The sequence below is a fragment of the Curtobacterium sp. MCBD17_028 genome (genome assembly GCF_003234875.1).
Classification (GTDB): domain Bacteria; phylum Actinomycetota; class Actinomycetes; order Actinomycetales; family Microbacteriaceae; genus Curtobacterium.
Genome location: NZ_QKTQ01000001.1, coordinates 300,205 through 319,197 on the forward strand (window position 1 = coordinate 300,205; position 18,993 = coordinate 319,197).

The 18,993-nt window shown below is 70.8% G+C and carries 14 protein-coding genes and 1 pseudogene; 3 read left to right on the top strand and 12 right to left on the bottom strand.

Going from position 1 to position 18,993, the window contains the following annotated elements; all coding sequences use genetic code 11:
• Positions 1-116 precede the first annotated feature (116 nt).
• Positions 117-377 carry a 30S ribosomal protein S20 gene (gene rpsT / locus DEI86_RS01395; RefSeq protein WP_111008662.1) on the top strand — a complete coding sequence of 87 codons (261 nt, stop codon included), beginning with the start codon at positions 117-119 and terminating at the stop codon, positions 375-377.
• Between the two features lie 208 nt (positions 378-585).
• Here the strand turns inward: rpsT and holA are convergent, their stop codons facing one another.
• The 9 genes from holA to DEI86_RS01440 all read right to left on the bottom strand — a co-directional run bounded on the left by holA (position 586) and on the right by DEI86_RS01440 (position 11,868).
• Positions 586-1,605, bottom strand: a complete 1,020-nt coding sequence (holA, locus tag DEI86_RS01400; RefSeq protein ID WP_111048619.1) for a DNA polymerase III subunit delta — start codon at positions 1,603-1,605, stop codon at positions 586-588.
• Positions 1,518-4,133: a ComEC/Rec2 family competence protein gene (locus tag DEI86_RS01405; RefSeq protein WP_146244843.1), complete on the bottom strand. Its 2,616-nt coding sequence runs from the start codon at positions 4,131-4,133 to the stop codon at positions 1,518-1,520. Before DEI86_RS01405 ends, holA begins: the two co-directional genes overlap by 88 nt.
• Complete coding sequence (locus DEI86_RS01410; RefSeq protein WP_111008659.1) at positions 4,133-4,807, bottom strand: ComEA family DNA-binding protein; 675 nt, start codon at positions 4,805-4,807, stop codon at positions 4,133-4,135. Before DEI86_RS01410 ends, DEI86_RS01405 begins: the two co-directional genes overlap by 1 nt.
• A 104-nt stretch (positions 4,808-4,911) precedes the next feature.
• Positions 4,912-7,467 carry a leucine--tRNA ligase gene (gene leuS / locus DEI86_RS01415; RefSeq protein ID WP_111012612.1) on the bottom strand — a complete coding sequence of 852 codons (2,556 nt, stop codon included), beginning with the start codon at positions 7,465-7,467 and terminating at the stop codon, positions 4,912-4,914.
• A gap of 159 nt (positions 7,468-7,626) precedes the next feature.
• On the bottom strand, positions 7,627-8,553 hold the full coding sequence (locus DEI86_RS01420; protein WP_111048621.1) for an ABC transporter substrate-binding protein: 927 nt from the start codon (positions 8,551-8,553) through the stop codon (positions 7,627-7,629).
• The gene (locus DEI86_RS01425; RefSeq protein WP_111012858.1) at positions 8,550-9,278 is read right to left on the bottom strand and encodes an ABC transporter permease; all 729 of its coding nucleotides are present in this window, start codon (positions 9,276-9,278) and stop codon (positions 8,550-8,552) included. Before DEI86_RS01425 ends, DEI86_RS01420 begins: the two co-directional genes overlap by 4 nt.
• Positions 9,275-10,012, bottom strand: coding sequence for an ABC transporter permease (locus DEI86_RS01430; RefSeq protein WP_111008656.1), 738 nt, complete (start codon positions 10,010-10,012; stop codon positions 9,275-9,277). Before DEI86_RS01430 ends, DEI86_RS01425 begins: the two co-directional genes overlap by 4 nt.
• Complete coding sequence (locus tag DEI86_RS01435; protein ID WP_111048622.1) at positions 10,009-10,893, bottom strand: ABC transporter ATP-binding protein; 885 nt, start codon at positions 10,891-10,893, stop codon at positions 10,009-10,011. The genes DEI86_RS01430 and DEI86_RS01435 overlap by 4 nt, the downstream gene beginning before the upstream one ends.
• Before the next feature lie 330 nt (positions 10,894-11,223).
• Entirely contained in the window at positions 11,224-11,868 is a 645-nt protein-coding gene (locus DEI86_RS01440) for a TetR/AcrR family transcriptional regulator (protein WP_181434655.1), read from the bottom strand.
• 379 nt (positions 11,869-12,247) lie between these two features.
• Between DEI86_RS01440 and DEI86_RS01445 the strand changes: the two genes are divergently transcribed.
• Entirely contained in the window at positions 12,248-13,294 is a 1,047-nt protein-coding gene (locus DEI86_RS01445) for an App1 family protein (RefSeq protein WP_111008653.1), read from the top strand.
• Positions 13,295-13,403: 109 nt separating this feature from the next.
• A pseudogene (locus DEI86_RS01450) lies at positions 13,404-15,146 on the top strand (glycoside hydrolase family 15 protein); the annotation flags it as partial.
• Positions 15,147-15,294: 148 nt separating this feature from the next.
• Here DEI86_RS01450 and DEI86_RS01455 read toward each other — a convergent pair.
• The 3 genes from DEI86_RS01455 to ctaD form a co-directional block, all read right to left on the bottom strand.
• A complete protein-coding gene (locus tag DEI86_RS01455) occupies positions 15,295-16,671 on the bottom strand; it encodes a glucose-6-phosphate dehydrogenase (RefSeq protein WP_111048732.1) in 1,377 nt (458 codons plus the stop codon).
• Positions 16,672-16,794: 123 nt separating this feature from the next.
• Positions 16,795-17,211 carry a cytochrome c oxidase subunit 4 gene (locus DEI86_RS01460; protein WP_111008651.1) on the bottom strand — a complete coding sequence of 139 codons (417 nt, stop codon included), beginning with the start codon at positions 17,209-17,211 and terminating at the stop codon, positions 16,795-16,797.
• Between the two features lie 6 nt (positions 17,212-17,217).
• Positions 17,218-18,984, bottom strand: coding sequence for a cytochrome c oxidase subunit I (gene ctaD / locus DEI86_RS01465; RefSeq protein ID WP_111012618.1), 1,767 nt, complete (start codon positions 18,982-18,984; stop codon positions 17,218-17,220).
• Between the last annotated feature and the right edge of the window lie 9 nt (positions 18,985-18,993).

Here is an 18,993-nt window from a genome sequence, read left to right on the forward strand (position 1 = left end):
ACATTGCTCGCTGGCTTGCGTGTTCCATCTCCCACAGGTGGAGCGCGATCCGCGATCGGACCCTCTATCCCTGTGATCGCGTTCACCCGTCCGAGACACACAGAAAGCAGAACCGCATGGCGAACATCAAGTCGCAGATGAAGCGCATCAAGACCAACCTGAAGGCCCAGGAGCGCAACAAGGCCTACAAGAGCGAGCTCAAGACGTACATCCGCCACACGAACGAGGCCATCGCCGCCGGCGACAAGGACAAGGCCACCGCCGCCCTCGTCGTCGCGACGAAGAAGCTCGACAAGGCCGTGAGCAAGGGCGTCATCCACAAGAACCAGGCCGCGAACCGCAAGTCCGCGATCTCGAAGAAGGTCGCCGCGCTCTGATCTGAGCGCTGGCCGAGCCGCACCTCGCAGAACGCCCCCGACACCTCGGTGCCGGGGGCGTTCCGCGTGTCCGGCGCGGCGCAGCTCGGGCTTGGGGGTCAGCACGGCGCAGGGGTCGGCACTGCGCAGGGGTCCGCACTGCGCAGGGGTCGGCACCCGGCGGATCCGGCCTACGGGATCAGCACCCGGCGGACCATGCCCGCCCCGGTCAGGTCCCCTCACCGCGGCGGGCGATGACGCGGACCATCACCTCGAGCGCGTAGTGGGCGTCGCGGGACCCGCCCTTCACCGCCGTGTCGGCGGCCGCGATGCTGAGGATCGCGTTCGCGAGGCCGGCCTCGCTCCAGCCCTGGACGTCTCGCTGCGCCCGCTGCACCTGCCACGGTGCCAGCCCGAGCGCCGATGCCGCCTGCCCGCTCGACCCGCGGAAGGAACTGACCTTCGCCATCGTGCGGATCTTGCTCGCGAACGCCGCGACGATCGGCACGGGGGCCTCGCCGGTCGCCAGGGCGTGCCGGAGCTGCACGACGGCCGGCCCCGATCGACCGGCGAGCGCGATGTCGGCCACCTTGAAGGCGTTCGTCTCGACCCGGCCGCCGTAGTACCGGTCCACCGTCCGGTCCGTGATCTCCTGGTCGTCGTCGGCGAGCAGCTGACGACAGGCGGCAGCGAGTTCGGCGAGGTCGTCCGCGAACGCCGCGACGAGGGTGCGGACCGCGGACGGGCTGATCTTCCGGCGCGCGGCGCGGAACTCGGCCTGGACGAAGTCGATCCGGTCGGTCTCCTTCTTCAGTTCGTCGCACTGGACCTCGATCCCGCCGCCGGTGCCGCCACGGATCGCGTCGAGCAGTTTCTTCCCGCGGACGCCGCCGCCATGCCGGAGCACGAGCGTGACGTCGTCGGCCGGGGCCTGGAGGTAGGAGAGGGTCTCGGTGATGAACGCGTCCGTGCACTTCTCGACCTGGACGACGCGCAGGAGGCGGGGTTCGCCGAACAGCGAGGGGCTGGCGAGGGTCGCGAGCAGCCCAGGCGCGTACTGGTCGGCCTCGACATCGTGGACCTCGAGTGCGGGGTCCTCGGCGAGCAGGAGATCGCGCAGCGAGGTGATCGCTCGTTCGGCGAGGAAGGTCTCGGGTCCCGTCACGAGGACGACCGGTGCCGGCCGGATCGCCGACCACGGGACCTGGTCGATCGCCGCGGCTGCGCGCGCTGGTCTCTTCGCCGCCATGGTGTGCCTCCCGCTCGGGACGTTGGTGGACCCGACCGTGCCCGACCCGGTCCACGCCGGGCTCCGACCCGACCGACCTCCAGCAGTGTACGGGCGACCGGCGACACCCCCGTAGTGGGATCGCCTCGGTCGGGCCGCTCGCGCCAGACCCGGAGGTCGCCGCCCGACGCCGAGAGCACGATCGTGCCGTTCTGATCGGTGCGGAGCGCCGCCGTGCCCGCTGCCTCCAACATCGCGAGCGCGCGGTCGGTGGGATGCCCGTAGGGGTTGTCGGCACCCACGCTCACGATGCCCACCCGAGCCGACACCGCTCGGTACAGCGCCGGGTCCTGGTCGGCGGAGCCGTGGTGCGCGACCTTGACGACGTCGACGGGTGGCCAGCCTCCGGCTGCCGTCACCATGGCGAGCAGCCGTCGCTGCGCCGCCTCGCCGAGGTCGCCGAGGAACAGCGACGACAGGCAGTCGGAGCAACGCCGGGACGGCTCGAACAGGACCGTGACGCTCGCGTCGTTCCCGCCCTCGGTGGTCGACGGAGGGGGCCACACCACCCGCCACGGCAGATCCCCGAGCGTGCCGGCGGTGCCTGCGCCCGCCGTGACCACGTCGGCACCCGCGCGCCGCAGGGTGGCGACGACGTCGGCGTCCGCCGCGCGGCCGAGCGGGCCGACGAGGGCGGTCCCGACACGGTCGGCTACCACCCCGACCGCACCCACGTGGTCGCGGTCGTAGTGCGAGGCCACGAAGAGGTCGATCCGGTCGATCCCCAGCAGGTCGAGGCAGCGCTCGAGCCGCTCCGGCTCGTCGCCCGTGTCGACGAGCGCGACCGCGTCGTCCCGCCGCACCAGGACCGCGTCGCCCTGGCCGACGTCGCAGGCCGCGAGCGACCAGTCGGCGGGGACGCTCCCCCGGACGACGGCGTCGGGCACGACGACGACCGAGACGCCGATCACCCCGACCACCACCGCCGCGGCCACGGGGACCGCCCGTGCAGCACGGCGCACGAACACGGCCGCCACGACCGCCGCGCTCACCAGTGCGGCCGTCGCGGCGCCGAACGGGCCGGCCGGCCAGGGGACCACCGCGAACGGGAGTGCCGCGGCCGCCCGCGCGACGACGGCGATGACCGCGGCGGGTGCCCACGCGGCGGCCGCGAGGAACCAGGCACCGGTCGACCAGATGGGCGCGAGCGCGCACGCCGCCAGCCCGAGGACGGTCGCGACGGGAGCCAACGGCTCCGTGACCAGGTTCGTGAGCACGGCGTACGTCGGGATGGACGGCGCGAGCACCACGGTGACGGGCCAGCACGCGGCCTGCGCCGCGACCGGTACCGCGAGCGACGCCGCGACCACGGGTCCGAGTCGTCCGGCGAGACGCGACGCCAGGACCGGGGCGACCACCACGACCCCCGCGGTGGCCAGGACGGAGAGCGCGAACCCGAAGGACCGGGCGAGCCACGGGTCGACGACGAGCATGCCGATGGTCGCCAGCGCCACGAGCGGTGCGCCCTGCACGGGTCGTCCACGCAGGTGCACGACGAGCACGACGACCGCCATGATCGTCGCGCGCACGATGCTCGGATCCGGCCGCACGAGCAGGACGAATGCGCCGAGCACGACGACCGAGACCACGACACGCGCCAGTCGCGGGGCGCGTGCGGCCCGGCCGACGAGCATCACGAGTCCGACGAGCACCGCGCAGTTCGAGCCGGAGACGGCGGTGAGGTGCGTCAGTGCGGTCACCTCCATCGCATCCGCGGTCCGGTCGTCGATACCGCTCCGGTCCCCGATCGCGAGCCCGCGCAACAGGCCGGATCCGGGGCCGGGCAGTCTCCCGGTGACCTCGGCGAACGCGCGGCGGGCGATCGTGCTGGCCAGGAGCAGCGCCGCGGGAGCGTGGACGACCTCGGGGTCGCCCCGGGTGAAGAGCAGGACGGACGCGATCGCACCCGGCGCCCCGGCGACCAGCTCCGCCTGCACACGCACCGTGGCACCCGCGACGAGTGGGACGGCGACGTCGCTGGCACCCGGGCCGTGCTCCGTCGAGCCCGGCTCCGCGAGGACCACGCGGGCGGGGACGCGGAGGCCGGTGGTCGTGCTCGTCTCGCCACCCGCGCGGTGTTCCATCCGGACGAGGCGCCCGGGGACCGTTCGCACACCCGGTTCGCCGTCGCGCTCGAGCACGACCTCGGCGACCACGGCCGCCCCGTCGTCGATCGCTCGGATGGCTTCCGGACGCCGGACGGCGTCACGCACGTCGACGGCGACCGCGACGAGGGCCACGAGCAGCAGGGTGGGCGCGACGAGGCCGACGACGCCGAGCGGTCCGCTGTGCGCTCGGGGTGGCGGGCCCGCCCGCCCGCGACGGACCGCCTGGAGGACGACCAGGACCGCTGTGGCCGCGGCGACTCCCGCGGCCACGGCGACCGGGACCGCGTGCGCGGGACTGGCGACCAGGACCACCGCGACCACCCAGGCCACGGCCACCGGCACGACGAGGCGGAGATCGGGACGTGGCGCACCGAGCGACATCACACCCGCACCCGGTCCCGGAGGTCCGCGAAGGTCGCGTCACCGATCCCGCTGACGTCGAGCAGGTCCTCGACGCTCGAGAACCGACCGTGCTCGGTCCGCCACGCGACGATCCGGTCGGCGAGCGCCGGTCCGATGCCGGGCAGGGTCTCCAGGGCGGTGGCATCGGCGGTGTTGAGGTCCACCAGGGTCGGGCCCTCCCCACCACCGACGGACGCACTCCCGCCCCCCACGACGGGTCCCGGAGCCTCGGGGACGTCGTCCTCGCCGTCACGCGGCACGTACAGTTGCTCGCCGTCCACCAGCGGCCGGGCGAGGTTCACCCGGCTCAGGTCTGCGTGGTCGGCCGCCCCGCCGGCCTCGGTGACCGCGTCGTCGACGCGGGCACCGACCGGGAGCTCGACGAGGCCCGGCGTGGCGACGGCCCCGAGCACGTGGACGACGACGGTCGCGGGCGTCGCCGCTGGGGGGACCACTCCCGTGGACGCCGTGGCGGGCGCCGACACCGAGACCGCATCGGCGGAGCGCTGGACCGTCGTGGCGTGGTCGGTCAGTGCGCCCACCGCCAACAGCACGAGCGCCACGACCGTCACGGCGATGGCGACGACCACGAGGGCGCGCGGCCGGATCCAGGTGCGGACCGGTGCGGTGTCGTCGAACTCGTCTCCCGTCATGCTCCGACGCTAGGGGCGCTCCCGACGCCGAACGGCCCCGCCGGTGCGTCCTGTGTCGGGACGCCCCAGCGGGGCCATTGTGGAGGAGTGGGCGCGGAGGGCAGTCAGCCCCGGATCGCGATGTTGACCAGCTTCGGCGCGCGGACGATCACCTTGACGATCTCGCGCTCACCGATGAACCGCTGCACCGATGCGGAGGACCGGGCCAGCGCCTCCAGGGCGTCCGCGTCGATCGACGGCGGCACCTCGAACGTGTCGCGCACCTTGCCGTTGACCTGCACGACCGCCGTGACGCTCTCCTGCACGAGCAGGGTGGGATCGGCCTTCCGCCAACCGTGTGTCGCCACCGACGGCTCGTACCCGAGCCGCTCCCACATCTCCTCGCCGGTGTACGGCGCGAAGACACTCAGACCGAGCGCGACGGTCTCGGTGGCCTCGCGCACCGCGGGGTCTGCCGGCCCGACACCCGAGTCGATGGCCTTGCGCGTGACGTTGACCAGGTCCATGAGCCGCGCGATGACGACGTTGAACTTGAAGGACTCCATGAGACCGGGCGCGTCGGCGAGGAACCGGTGGGTGACGCGGCGCAGCGCACGGTCGCCCTCGGCCCACACCGCGTTCGGAGCCGACGTCACGTCCACCGCCAGGCGGTAGGCGCGAGCGAGGAAGCGCGCGCTCGCGGCGGGCGAGACGTCCTCCCAGTTGATGTCGTCCTCCGGCGGACCGGCGAAGCCCATCACCAGACGGATGGCGTCGACCCCGTGCGCGTCGAGCTCGTCCCCGAGGCTGACGCCGCCCTTCGACTTCGACATCTTCGACCCGCCGGACAGCACCATGCCCTGGTTGAGCAGCGCGTTGAAGGGCTCGGTGAAGTCGATGTACCCGAGGTCGAACAGGACCTTCGTGACGAACCGCGCGTAGAGCAGGTGCAGGATCGCGTGCTCGACGCCGCCGATGTACTGGTCGACGGGCGCCCACTTGCGCGCCTCGGCCGGGTCGAACGCCTGGGTGTCGTCGTTCGGGCTCAGGAACCGCAGGAAGTACCACGACGAGTCCACGAAGGTGTCCATCGTGTCGGCGTCGCGCTTGGCAGGAGTGCCGTCCACCGGGTTCGGCACGTTCACCCAGTCCTCGGCGCCGCCGAGCGGGCTCGTGCCCTTCGGCTTGAGGTCGAGTCCCTCGCTCGGCGGGAGCAGCACGGGGAGCTGGTCCTCGGGCACCGGGTACTCGGTGCCGTCGTCGCCGTGGATGATCGGGATCGGCGTGCCCCAGTACCGCTGGCGGGAGATGAGCCAGTCGCGCAGTCGGTACGTCTTGGCGGCGCGACCGGTGCCCTTCTCCGAGAGCAGCCGGATCGCAGCCTGGATCGCGTGCTGCTTGCTCATGCCGTCGAGCGGACCGGACGCGATCATCCGCCCCTGTCCGGTCAGCGCGACACCGGTCGATGCCGGGTCGAGTGGCGGCAGGTCGAAGTCCTCGAGGGTCGCGCCCTCGGGGATCACCGGGAGGGCACCGGTGACGGCCGCGTTCGTGTCGACGACCACCTTGACCGGGAGGCCGAACACGCGTGCGAAGTCGAGGTCGCGTTGGTCGTGGGCCGGCACCGCCATGACCGCACCGTGGCCGTAGTCCGCGAGCACGTAGTCGGCCGCCCAGATGGGCAGGCGCTCCCCCGTGACCGGATGCAGGGCGAACCGGTTGAGCGGGACACCGGTCTTCGGCCGGTCGGCGTTCTGCCGGTCGATCTCGCTCGTCGCCTGGGTCTCGGTCAGGTACTCGGCGAAGGCCGCCTGCGTCGCGTCGTCCGACGACGCGACGAGTTCGGCGGCGAGGTCACTGTCCGGGGCGACGACGAGGAACGTGACGCCGAAGACCGTGTCGGGTCGCGTCGTGAAGACGGTGACGGGTTCGTCCCGCCCCTCGATCACGAAGTCGACGTCGGCGCCGACGGATCGACCGATCCAGTTGCGCTGCATGGCGATGACCTTCGCCGGCCAGGTGCCCTCGAGCTGGTTGAGGTCATCGAGCAACCGGTCCGCGTAGTCCGTGATCCGGAAGTACCACTGCGTCAATTTCTTCTTGACGACCACGGCGCCCGAGCGGTCGGACGTGCCGTCCGGCAACACCTGCTCGTTCGCCAGGACGGTCTGGTCCACCGGGTCCCAGTTGACCCAGCTGTCCTTCCGGTACGCCAGGCCCTTCTCGTACATCTTGAGGAACAACCACTGGTTCCACTTGTAGTACTCGGGGTCCGACGTGTGCAGCTCGCGCGTCCAGTCGAAGGACGGGGCGTAGCGCTTGAACGAGGCCTTCTGTTGTTCGATGTTCGCGTACGTCCAGGCGCGGGGGTCGATCCCGCGCTTGATGGCCGCGTTCTCGGCGGGCAGGCCGAACGAGTCCCACCCGATCGGGTGCAGCACGTTGAAGCCCTGCTGCCGCCAGTACCGGGCGACGAAGTCGCCGAGTGCCCAGTTCTCGGCGTGACCCATGTGCAGGTCTCCGGACGGGTACGGGAACATCTCGAGGATGTACTTGCGCGGGCGGCGGTCCTCCGGGTCCGTCGTGAAGAGCCCGAGGTCCGACCAGATGCGCTGCCACTTGTCCTGGATGCGCCGGGGGTCGTAGGCGTGCGGGTCCTCGACGTGTTGCTCGATGGTCACGGAACTCTCATTCGGTCGGGAGGGACGGGTCACCGCACACGAGCGGGTGACCGACGATCAAGGGTACCGAACCGAGCCGGGCCGCACGCCGCACGGGGACGGATGCCGGGCACTCGCCCGGCGTCCGTCCCCGTGTCGGTGGTCAGTGCGCCGCTGTGCTCAGAGCAGTCCCTTGTCGTTGAGGAACTTCTTGGCGATCTGCGCCGACTTCTCCTTGTCCACGGTGCTCTCGGTGTTGAGCTGGATCAGCGCGGACGTGGTCAGGGCCTTGTCGACCTTCTCGATGTCGGTGGCGGCCTTGCCGGTCACCTTCTTCGAGACGATCGGCGTCACGTTCTGCGGCAGGATCAGGTGCTTCGGGTCCTTGAGGGTGACGAAGTCGTTCGCCTTGATGCTCGGGTCGGCGCTGTAGATGTCGGCGAGCTGCACCGTGCCGTCCTTGAGCGCCTTGACGGTGAGCGCGCCGCCCGAGTCCTCGATCGCGGTGAACCCGACGGTGGCACCGTAGGTGGACTTGAGGCCGTTCGGCCCGTAGGGACGGGTCTGGAACTCGGAGTTCCCCCCGACGGTCAGCTTCGTGGAGACGTCCTTCAGGTCGGCCAGGCTGGTCACGTGGTTCTGCTGCGAGAACTGCTTGGTGACCGTGTAGCTGTCCTGGTCCGTCGCCGCCGCTGCGGGGAGCGCACGGATCCCGCTCGGCAGGGCGGACTTCAGACCCGCGGCGATCTCCGCGGGGCTCGACGCCGTGGACTTCTTGTCGTAGTACTGGAGCAGGTTGCCGCTGTACTCGGGCATGACGTCGATCGCGCCCTTCTGCATCTGCGGCAGGTAGACCTCACGTTGCCCGATGTTGAAGTTCCGCTTCACGTCGTAGCCGTCGTGCTCGAGCACCTGCGAGTACAGCTCGGCGATGATCTCGTTCGAGTAGTACTGCTGCGAGCCCACGACGATGGTCGAGGACCCGGCGGCGGACGACGCGCTGCTGCCCGCGATGGGGCTGCTCGAGGAGCAGCCGGTGAGCGCCGCGACGGCGCCGACGGCCAGTGCGGCCGCGATGCCGAGGCGGAGTCTGGTTGCTGTGGTCACGAGGGGTTTCCTTCCGGGAGGGGATTGTGGGAGGACGCGTGCGTCACCCGGGAACGCGAGCCCGAACGGCCGGCGACGCCCGCGGGCACCACCGCCCGCTGGAACCCGGCGAAGAGGATCTCGAAGACGATGGCGAGTGCGATCACGAGGATCGACGAGCCGAGCATCTCCGCGTAGTCCTGGATCTTGAGGCCGAGGAACAGGTAGCCGCCGAGACCGCCGGCCCCGACGTATGCCGCGAGGGTCGCCGTCGCGACGACCTGGAGGACCGCGGCCCGGATGCCCCCGATGAGCAGCGGCAGGCCGAGCGGGATCTCGACCTTCCAGAGGATCTGCCACTCGGTCATGCCCATGGCACGGGCCGCGTCCACGGTCACCGGGTCGACGGCCTCGATGCCCGCGTAGGCGCCGGCGAGCACCGACGGGATCGCGAGCACGACCAGGGCGATGAGCGGGGCGGACAGTCCGACGCCGAGCGCGATGCCGAGCAGCGTCAGCACGCCGAGCGTCGGCAACGCACGGATGCCGCCGGAGAGGGCGATCGCCACGCTCCGCGCGCGACCGGTGTGTCCGATCGCGAACCCGATCGGGATCGCGATGACCGCGGCGATCCCGACCGCGAGGAGCGTGATCCACACGTGTTCCCAGAGGCGCGTCGGGATGCCGGTGGGTCCGGGGTAGTTGGTGGGGTCGAACACCCACGCGAACGCCTGGCCGATGATCACGAGGTCACCTCCGCGACCGGTGCGGTGGATCGGGCGGCGCGCCGTCGCGTGGCGCGGGGCATGGACCGGGTCCATGGGAGCACCAACCGCCCGAGCAGCACGAGCAGGCCGTCGAGCACGAACGCCAGGACCAGGACCATGACGATCCCGGACCCGATCTCCTCGGGGATCGTGCGCTGGATGCCGTCCGTGAACAGCGACCCGAGGCTCTGCACCCCGAGCACCGCGCCGACCGTCGTCAGCGAGATCGTCGACACCGAGACGACCCGGAGGCCGGCGAGCAGCACCGGTCCCGCGAGCGGCAGGTCGACCCGGAAGAACCGCTGCACCGGCGAGTACCCCATGGCGACGGCGGCTGCCTGCGTGGCCGGGTCGACGGACGACAGCGCGTCGGCCGTCGACCGCACCATGAGCGCGAGCCCGTACAGCGTCAGCGCGACGACGATGTTGACGGGGTCCTGCAGGTCGGTGCCGATCACCGCCGGCAGCGCGATGAACAACGGGAGGGACGGGATCGCGTAGAGCAGGCTGGCGACGGCGACGATGCCGCCGCCGGTCCCCCGGGCGAGCCTCCGGGGCGCCCCGCCGTCCGTCGAGGGGCTGCGCAGTTTGACGACGAGCCACCCGATGGGGATCGACAGGAGGAAGCTGACGACGATCGCCGGCAATGCGGTCGCCAGGTGCGCCAGCGTGTCCGACCAGATGATGTCGAGGTTCGACCACACCCAGGTCACGACGCGCTCCCACCCTGCGCCGCAGCACCCGCCGCGGGGTACGCGGCGGCCTCGGAGACGGATGGGACGGGTCCGGTGAGCACACCGGCGGCACGACCGTCGGCGTCGACCACCATGGGACCACCGGGTGTCTGCTCGATGCGGAGGGCGCGGCGGCCGCGACCGGCACCGACGAAGTCGGCGACGAAGTCATCGGCGGGCGACGACATGATCTCGGCCGGCGTTCCCTGTTGCGCGATCACCCCGCCCTTGCGGAGGATGACGACCTGGTCGCCCAAGCGGAAGGCCTCGTCGATGTCGTGGGTCACGAACACGACGGTCTTGCCGAGTTCTCGTTGGAGCCGGATGAGCTCGTTCTGCAGATCCGTCCGCACGAGGGGGTCGACCGCGCCGAACGGCTCGTCCATGAGGAGGATGTTCGGGTCGACGGCGAGGCCACGGGCGACCCCGACACGCTGCTGCTGACCCCCCGAGAGCTGCGAGGGGTACCGGTCGGCGAGGCCGCGGTCGAGTCCGACGGTGTCCATGAGCTCGAGCGCACGCTCCCGTGCGCGGGCCTTGGGGACACCGGTCAGCAGCGGCACGGTCGCGATGTTGTCGACGACCTTCCGGTGCGGCAGGAGTCCGCTGTTCTGCATCACGTACCCGATGCGGCGGCGGAGTCCGACCGGCGGGACCGCCGCGACGTCCTCGCCGTCGATCTCGACACTGCCCGCGGTCGGGTCCACCATGCGGTTGATCATCCGGAGCAGGGTGGTCTTGCCGCAGCCGCTCGACCCGACGAAGACCGTCGTGGTCCGGGACGGGATCACCAGGTCGAAGTGCTCGACTGCGGTGGTGCCGTCCGGGTACTGCTTGCGCACCGATCGGAACTCGATCATGGATGCTTGGCCCTTCCGGTTCCTGGGTGCGTCTGGTGGACGCGTGCCCGTCGATCTCCCGCCGATGGGTGGAGGTCGTCCCGCCCACGTACTGAAGCATGCTTCGGCGCGATGGGCAATCACGGATTGCGTACGCGGACATCCGACGCCCTGCTCCGCCGGATCGACCGATCGAGCGGGGTACGAGCGCACCGCACCGGAGGGGTACGGACGGTCAGGAGCGTACCCGGGTCCGCCGACGCTCGCGTCGGGACGATGACGAATCGTGACGTGGCGGACGACGACGCCCGCCCCCGAGAGCGGGAGCGGGCGTCGTCCGGTGGCCCCGGGTCAGGCGTCGGCGAGGACCGATCGCAGGTACGCGCGGGACATCGCCCGGAACTCCTCGACGAGTGCGGCGTCCCCGGCACCGGGCACCCGGTGTGCGCGGGCGAGGACCGCGTGCCCGGCCTCGGTCAGGACGGTCCACGCCCGACTCATCCGCTCGGAGTCCGGGAACCCGAAGCGCTCGCGGAAGATGACGGCGACCGCGCCGCCCAGTTGGGACATCCGGTCCTCGGTGCCGTCGTCGCCCTCGGTGACGTCACCGAAGCGGACCGCACGGAACCCCGGCTCCGTACGGTACATCTCGACCGTCATGTCGATGAGCGCGTCCGCGCCCTGCTCCCACGTCGTCGCGCCGCTCGCGTCGATCGACGAGACGAACCGCTCGGCGAGCCGTTGGGCGCACCGGATCGCGAGCGCCTCCACGACCGCGATGCGATCCGGGAAGTACCGGTAGACCGTCCCGATCGAGGCTCCGGCCCGCTCGGCGACCATGGCGGTCGTCAGGCGCTCGAGCCCGATCTCGTCGATCACCGCGGCCGCAGCGTCGAGGAGCCCGGCGAGGCGCGCCGAACTGCGGGCTTGGACCGGCTCGTTCCTGAGCAGTGATGATCCCCCCGGCAGTGCGTTCGATACCTCGGTGACGAGCACGTGTTCTCCTCCTCGCGCGAACGCGATGCTGGTCGACGGCCCGAGCGGCCGATGGCGGCGGGACGAACGGGCGTCCGCGCCGCGACGGGCGACGGACCCGCCGACGTGTTGATGTGACGGTCACAATGGTCGCACCGAGCGCCTGGGTCGACGCTGCGTTTCGACTCCTCGGAGGCAACGCGTGTCGTGGGACGCCCGTCCGGCCAGGGCAGGACGGGAGGGGCGACGCGACCGGCACGGTGCACGCACCGACCGACGGATCACCCGCGTCCCCGTGCGCGGCGTCATGACATCACCCGACCGCGGCCGATGGCGGCGGCGACTCGGCAGAGGGTCGGCCGACCGACCGGCGCCCACCGGGGCGTGGAATGATGGTGCGATGCCCGATCGGACGATGCCGGATGCCGCGCTGGTCGACCCGATCCTGCACCGCGCCGCCCGCGTCGAGGACGCGGTCCAGGAGTTCCGGGAGCGGCGGGCACGTGCTCGCGGTCTCGTGCCGACGGTCGTCCCGTACACCGGGTACGGGGCGCCGGGATGGGTCCGGGTCCTCTGTCGGGTCCTGCTCACGCGGCGTGGCCTCGCCTCCGACGCCAGCTACGAGGGCGTCCGCGGTTGGCGCAGCTTCACGAGCGTGGCCGTCGATGACGTCGAGGTCACCGTCACCGCCGGTGGTGCCACGCACCGCGTGCAGGCCGACCGGGGCGGCGTGGTCGACACGCGTGTCCCGCTCGACCTCGAGCCCGGCTGGCAGACCGTCACGCTCGCCGCTGGCGGTTCGCGTCCCGTCCACGCGCCGGTGTTCGTCGTGGATCCGTCGACCCGCTTCGGCGTCGTCTCGGACGTCGACGACACGATCATGGTGACGAGCCTCCCCCGCCCGTTCCTGGCGGCATGGAACTCGTTCGTCCTCACGGAGCACGCCCGCCGCCCCGTCCCCGGGATGTCCGTGCTGTACGAGCGGATCCTGGGTCAGCACCCGGGCGCTCCGGTGGTCTACCTGTCGACCGGCGCCTGGAACGTCGCGCCGACGCTCAACCGGTTCCTCACTCGCAACATGTACCCGCCCGGCGCCCTGCTCCTCACGGACTGGGGTCCGACGCACGACCGCTTCTTCCGCAGCGGACGGCTCCACAAGCAGGAGAACCTCCGACGGCTCGCCGCCGACTTCCCGGACGTCCGATGGCTGCTCGTCGGCGACGACGGCCAGCACGACGAGGAGCTGTACGGCGAGTTCGTGGCGGAGCACGAGGGCAAGGTCTCCGGGGTCGCGATCCGCCAGCTCTCGACGAGCGAGGCCGTGCTCGCCGGCGGACGCTCCCGGGCTCAGGAACGCAGCCGCAATTCGGCCGCTCCGTGGGTCTACGCCCCGGACGGCGCCGGGCTCTGGGAGGCACTCGCCGACGTCGGGATCACCCGGCGCTGACCCGTGTCGGCGTGCCGATCCGGACGTCCGGACACCGGCTCCCCTGCGGGAGTGCACAGCCGACTCCCTCCCGCCGGACGCGGGACCCGCAGGGTGACAGGCTGGACCGATGGCGCTCCACATCGAGGACTACGCACTCATCGGCGACTGCCACACCGCAGCGCTCGTCGGCCGGGATGGCAGCATCGACTGGCTGTGTCTGCCCCGGTTCGACAGCGCGTCCGCGTTCGCCGCGCTCCTCGGCGACGAGGACGACGGTCGCTGGCTGCTCCGACCGGACGACGACACCGCGACCGCCACACGCCGCTACCTCGACGACACGTTCGTCCTCGTGACGACCTGGACGACCTCCACCGGCGTCGTCGAGGTGACCGAGTTCATGCCGTCCGGGGACCGGCGCGCCGACCTCGTGCGACGGGTCCGCGGGGTGCGCGGATCGGTGGCGATGCGGCAGGAACTGCGGATCCGGTACGGCTACGGAGCGACGGTGCCGTGGATGCGGCAGATCGGCCACGACGACGCGCACGTCCTGCTCGCCACCGCGGGGCCGGACTCGATCGTCGTCCGTGGACCGCGCCTCCATGCGGAGGGCCACCGTCACGAGAGCCGGTTCACCGTCGAGGCCGGCAGCACGGTCGACCTCACGCTGACCTGGTACCCGTCCCATCGTGAGCCGCCGACGCCCCCGCAGGTCGACGCCGTCCTCGACGAGACCGTCGGCTGGTGGCGCCACTGGGCCGCCGGCGACGCCACCGATGGCCGCTACGCCGACGCCGTGCACCGCTCGTTGCTCGTGCTCCGTGCGCTGACGCACGAGGACACCCGCGGGATCGCCGCGGCAGCGACCACGAGCCTCCCGGAGGACCCGGGCGGCGAACGCAACTGGGACTACCGGTACGTGTGGCTGCGCGACGCGTCGCTGACGCTCGCGGCGCTCCTCGCGCACGGGTTCCGCGACGAGGCGGACGGCTGGAAGCACTGGTTGCTCCGCGCGATCGCCGGTGACCCCGCCGACGTCCAGATCATGTACGGCCTCGCCGGCGAGCGGGAACTCCCGGAGCGCACCCTCGACCACCTCGCGGGGTACGAGGACTCCCGCCCGGTCCGCGTCGGCAACGGCGCCTACACGCAGTATCAGGGCGACGTCTTCGGCGAGGTCCTGGCGGCGCTGCACGACGCACGCGAGCTCGGCGTCGAGGAGAACGCGGACAGCTGGTCGCTGCAGCGCGCACTCCTGGCCTACGTCGAGGAGCACTGGCAGGACCCCGACAACGGCATCTGGGAGATGCGTGGGCCGCGCCGCCACTTCACGCACTCACGCGCGATGATCTGGGCCGCGTTCGACCGCGGTGTCGCCGCCGTCGAGGAGTTCGGACTCGAGGGGCCGGTCGAGCGCTGGCGCGGGTTCCGTGACCGGGTCCGCGAGGAGATCGAGACGCAGGGCTACGACCCGGTGCGGAACACCTTCCGGCAGCACTACGACACCGACGAGGTGGACGCCTCGCTGCTCGTCCTCCCCCAGATCGGTTTCTGCAAGCCCGACGACCCCCGCATGCTCGGCACCGTCGCCGCGATCGAGCACGACCTCCGCACCGGACCCGACGGACTGCTGCTCCGGTACCGCACCACCGCGGGCTTCGACGGCCTGTCTGGATCGGAGCACCCGTTCCTCGCCTGCTCGTTCTGGCTCGTCGAGCAGTACGCGGCGTCGGGCCGGATCGAGGACGCCGAACGCCTCATGGACACGCTCGTCGGGTTCGCGAACGACGTCGGGATGCTCTCGGAGGAGTACGACGTCGAGCACGGCCGGCAGATCGGCAACACACCCCAAGCGCTGTCGCACCTGACCCTCGTCACCGCCGCCGACGCGATCCGCCGGGCGCGCGGCGAGGCCGGGCCCGGCATCCGCACCCGGGAGGCCCAGAACGACGGCACCACCCGCAGCACCACCGGTGTGGGCGAAGCCGCGGTCGCGTCGGACGACGATCGACGTCAGGGGATCAGGACGAGGACTCCCAGTCGGCGGGGCCACGCGAGCCGGCACGGTAGTCGTCGAGCGGGACCTCGCGACGCTTCCAGGCGTCCACGACGGGCTGGACGATCTCCCAGCAGCGGACCGCGACGTCGCCGCGGATCGACAGCAGCGGGTCGTCGTGGAAGATCCCGCTCAGGACCTCACCGTAGGGCGTGAGCTCGCCACTGTCGAACGACGACGACAGGACGATCTGCCCCATCTCGAACGGGTTGCCCCCACCGTTCGCCGACAGGCTCAGCTCGATCTCGTCCGGGTTGAGGACGATGCGCAGCGTGTCCGACACCGGCTGTCCCTCGAGGCCGGACGGGAGTCGCGGCACCGGCTTGAAGGTGACGAGGACCTCCTTACAGCTCGCACCGAGCGCCTTGCCCGAACGAAGCGTGAAGGGCACGCCCTGCCAGCGGGCGGTGTCGACCTCGACGTTGATCTCGGCGAGGGTCTCGGTCTGGCGCTCGGGGTCGACGCCGTCCTCGTCCGCGTACGACGGCAGCTCCTTGCCGTCGATCGTGCCCGCGACGTAGCGCGCACGCCGGCTCGCCTTGAGCGGGTCGTCGTCGACGAGGTGGGTCGACCGCAGCACCCGGGCGAGCGACGACCGCAGCTCGACGGCGTCAACCGCAGCGGGCGCGTCCATCGTGACGAGCGCGAGGATCTGGAGCAGGTGGCTCTGGATCATGTCGACGAGCGCACCGGCGTCGTCGTAGTACTGCGCGCGGCCCTCGAGGCCGAGGGTCTCGTCGTAGAGGATCTCGACCTTCTCGATGTTGTCCGCGTTCCAGATCGGCTCGAACATCCGGTTGGCGAACCGCAGACCGATGATGTTGAGCACGGTCGACCGGCCGAGGAAGTGGTCGGTGCGGTGCACGCGCTCCTCGGGGACGAGCTGGAGGACGGTCTCGTTCAGCGCCCGAGCCGATTCGACGTCCGTGCCGAACGGCTTCTCGAACGCCAGGGTCGTGCCCTCGGGGAGTTCGAGCTCCGCCAGGGCGTCGCAGATGTCCGACGCGATCTGCGGCGGCAGCGCGAAGTACAACACCGGCTCGCCCTCGGCGGCGTCGAGCATGGCCTTGAGGTGGGCCGGGTCCTTCGGGTCGCCCTGCATGAAGACCGTCGACTCGAGCGTCGCGTCGACCTCGGGCCCCGAGACGTGCTGCGAATCGAAGGCGTCCTTGACGACCTTGGTCCAGGCTTCCTCCGAGCGGGCGCTCCGGCCCGTGCCGATGAGCTTGACGGGGACGGAACGGGCGCTCTGGAGGAACGTCCCGAGGCCGGGGAGCAGCAGCCGGGCGGCGAGGTCGCCGGTTGCGCCGAAGACGATGAGAGTGCGCTTGTCGGTCACCAGGGGTGACTCCTTTCGGATGGATGTGCGGGTGTCGACCGCGTCCGATCGGACCGGTCGGGATCGGCCCGGACGCACGTCGGGCGGCACCGGTGAGGGTGCCGCCCGATGAGCGTCAGGTGCGGATCAGTGTCCGAAGTTGCCGCGGTAGTACTCGTAGGTCCAGCCGACGAGCGCCACGATCCCGATGGAGGCGCCGATGGCGAAGATCCACCACCCGGCTGCGACGCCGAGGAAGCAGATCGCCGCCGCGGCCGCGAGCGTGATCGGCCAGTAGGACCAGGGGCTGAAGTGACCGAGTTCGGCGTCACCGTCCTCGATGTTCGCGTCGGTGCGGTCCTCGGGCAGTACGCCGTCCTGCGCTGCGAACGTCCGGCCCAGGTAGAAGGCGATGAACACCCCCAGGATCCCGGTGAGACCGATCGAGACCGTGCCCACCCACTCGATCTGGTTGGTGGCGAGGATGCCCCAGATCGTGTACGCCGCGTCCGCCACGAAGAAGAAGATCGCGAGGATCCAGAACAGGTTGGTACTAGCGCGCATGGTTCCTCAGAACTTCTGGTCGGTCTGGTTCGGGTTCCGGGTCTTGCCTGTCGCCGCGTCGTGCGTCTGCGCGTCCGGAGCGTCCATCGCCGGACCGACACCGATCGGGATCCCCGCCTCGGGGTGGTTCAGATCGAACGCCGGCGACTCCGACCGGATGCGCGGGATCGAGGTGAAGTTGTGCCGCGGCGGCGGGCAGGAGGTCGCCCACTCGAGCGAGCGGCCGTAGCCCCACGGGTCGTTCACGGCGACGCTGGGCGCGTGCCGCGCGGTGACGTAGACGTTGTAGATGAACGGCAGGAACGAGACGCCGAGGATCATCGCGCCGATGGTCGACAGCTGGTTCATCCAGGTGAAGCCGTCCTGCGGCAGGTACGTGGCGTAGCGACGGGGCATGCCGATGACGCCGAGCCAGTGCTGGATGAGGAACGTCGTGTGGAACCCGATGAACAGCAGCCAGAAGTGGATCTTGCCGAGGCGCTCGTTGAGCATCTTCCCGGTCCACTTGGGCCACCAGAAGTAGAAGCCCGAGAACATCGCGAACACGACCGTGCCGAACACCACGTAGTGGAAGTGCGCGACGACGAAGTACGAGTCGGACACGTGGAAGTCGAGCGGCGGCGAGGCGAGGATCACGCCCGTGAGGCCACCGAAGGTGAACGTCACGAGGAACCCGATGGCCCAGAGGATGGGCGTCTCGAACGTGACCGAGCCGCGCCACATCGTGCCGACCCAGTTGAAGATCTTCACGCCGGTCGGGACCGCGATGAGCATCGTCATGAGCGAGAACCACGGCAGGAGCACGCCGCCGGTGACGTACATGTGGTGCGCCCACACCGTCACCGACAGGGCCGCGATGGTGATCGTGGCGTAGACGAGCGTCTTGTAGCCGAAGATCGGCTTCCGGCTGAAGACCGGGAAGACCTCGGACACGATGCCGAAGAACGGCAGCGCGATGATGTAGACCTCGGGGTGGCCGAAGAACCAGAACAGGTGCTGCCAGAGCAGCGCACCACCGTTGGCAGGGTTGAACACCTGCGCACCGAACACACGGTCGAGGCCGAGTCCGAACAGCGCCGCGGCGAGCACCGGGAACGCCATCAGCACGAGCAGCGCGGTGATGAGGGTGTTCCAGGTGAAGATCGACATGCGGAACATGGTCATGCCCGGCGCGCGCATCGTGATGATCGTCGTGATGAAGTTCACGGCACCGAGGATCGTCGAGAAGCCGGTCAGGCCCAGGCCGAAGACCCACAACGTCCCGCCGAGACCTGGTGTGAACGTGGTGTCCGACAACGGCGCGTAGGCGAACCATCCGAACGAGGCGGCACCCTGCGGCGTGAGGAACCCGCCGACCGCGATGAGGCCGCCGAAGAAGTACAGCCAGAACGCGAAGCCGTTGAGGCGCGGGAAGGCGACGTCGGGCGCGCCGATCTGCAGCGGCATGATCGCGTTCGCGAACCCGGAGAACAGCGGCGTCGCGAACAGCAGCAGCATGATCGTGCCGTGCATCGTGAACAGCTGGTTGTACTGCTCCTTCGTCGCCACGACGTGCAGGCCGGGCTCGAAGAGCTGCGCACGGATCACGAGCGCCATGACCCCCGCCAGCAGGAAGTACAGGAACGAGGCGATCAGGTACATGTACCCGATCGTCTTGTGGTCCGTCGACGTGATCCAGTTGACGATGATGTTGCCCTTGCGGCCCACCCGCGAGGCCGCGAAGTCCGGCGTCGAGGTCGGGGCCGACTGGCCGACGAATGCGGAAGTGGTCATGGAGCGAGC

What these genes read in the sequence shown, in the direction of transcription:
- holA (WP_111048619.1), bottom strand. Translation starts at nt 1,605, where the DNA reads ATGGCGGCGAAGAGACCAGCGCGCGCAGCCGCGGCGATCGACCAGGTC.
- DEI86_RS01460 (WP_111008651.1), bottom strand. Translation starts at nt 17,211, where the DNA reads ATGCGCGCTAGTACCAACCTGTTCTGGATCCTCGCGATCTTCTTCTTC.
- DEI86_RS01445 (WP_111008653.1), top strand. Translation starts at nt 12,248, where the DNA reads ATGCCCGATCGGACGATGCCGGATGCCGCGCTGGTCGACCCGATCCTG.
- DEI86_RS01410 (WP_111008659.1), bottom strand. Translation starts at nt 4,807, where the DNA reads ATGACGGGAGACGAGTTCGACGACACCGCACCGGTCCGCACCTGGATC.
- rpsT (WP_111008662.1), top strand. Translation starts at nt 117, where the DNA reads ATGGCGAACATCAAGTCGCAGATGAAGCGCATCAAGACCAACCTGAAG.
- DEI86_RS01435 (WP_111048622.1), bottom strand. Translation starts at nt 10,893, where the DNA reads ATGATCGAGTTCCGATCGGTGCGCAAGCAGTACCCGGACGGCACCACC.
- ctaD (WP_111012618.1), bottom strand. Translation starts at nt 18,984, where the DNA reads ATGACCACTTCCGCATTCGTCGGCCAGTCGGCCCCGACCTCGACGCCG.
- DEI86_RS01405 (WP_146244843.1), bottom strand. Translation starts at nt 4,133, where the DNA reads ATGTCGCTCGGTGCGCCACGTCCCGATCTCCGCCTCGTCGTGCCGGTG.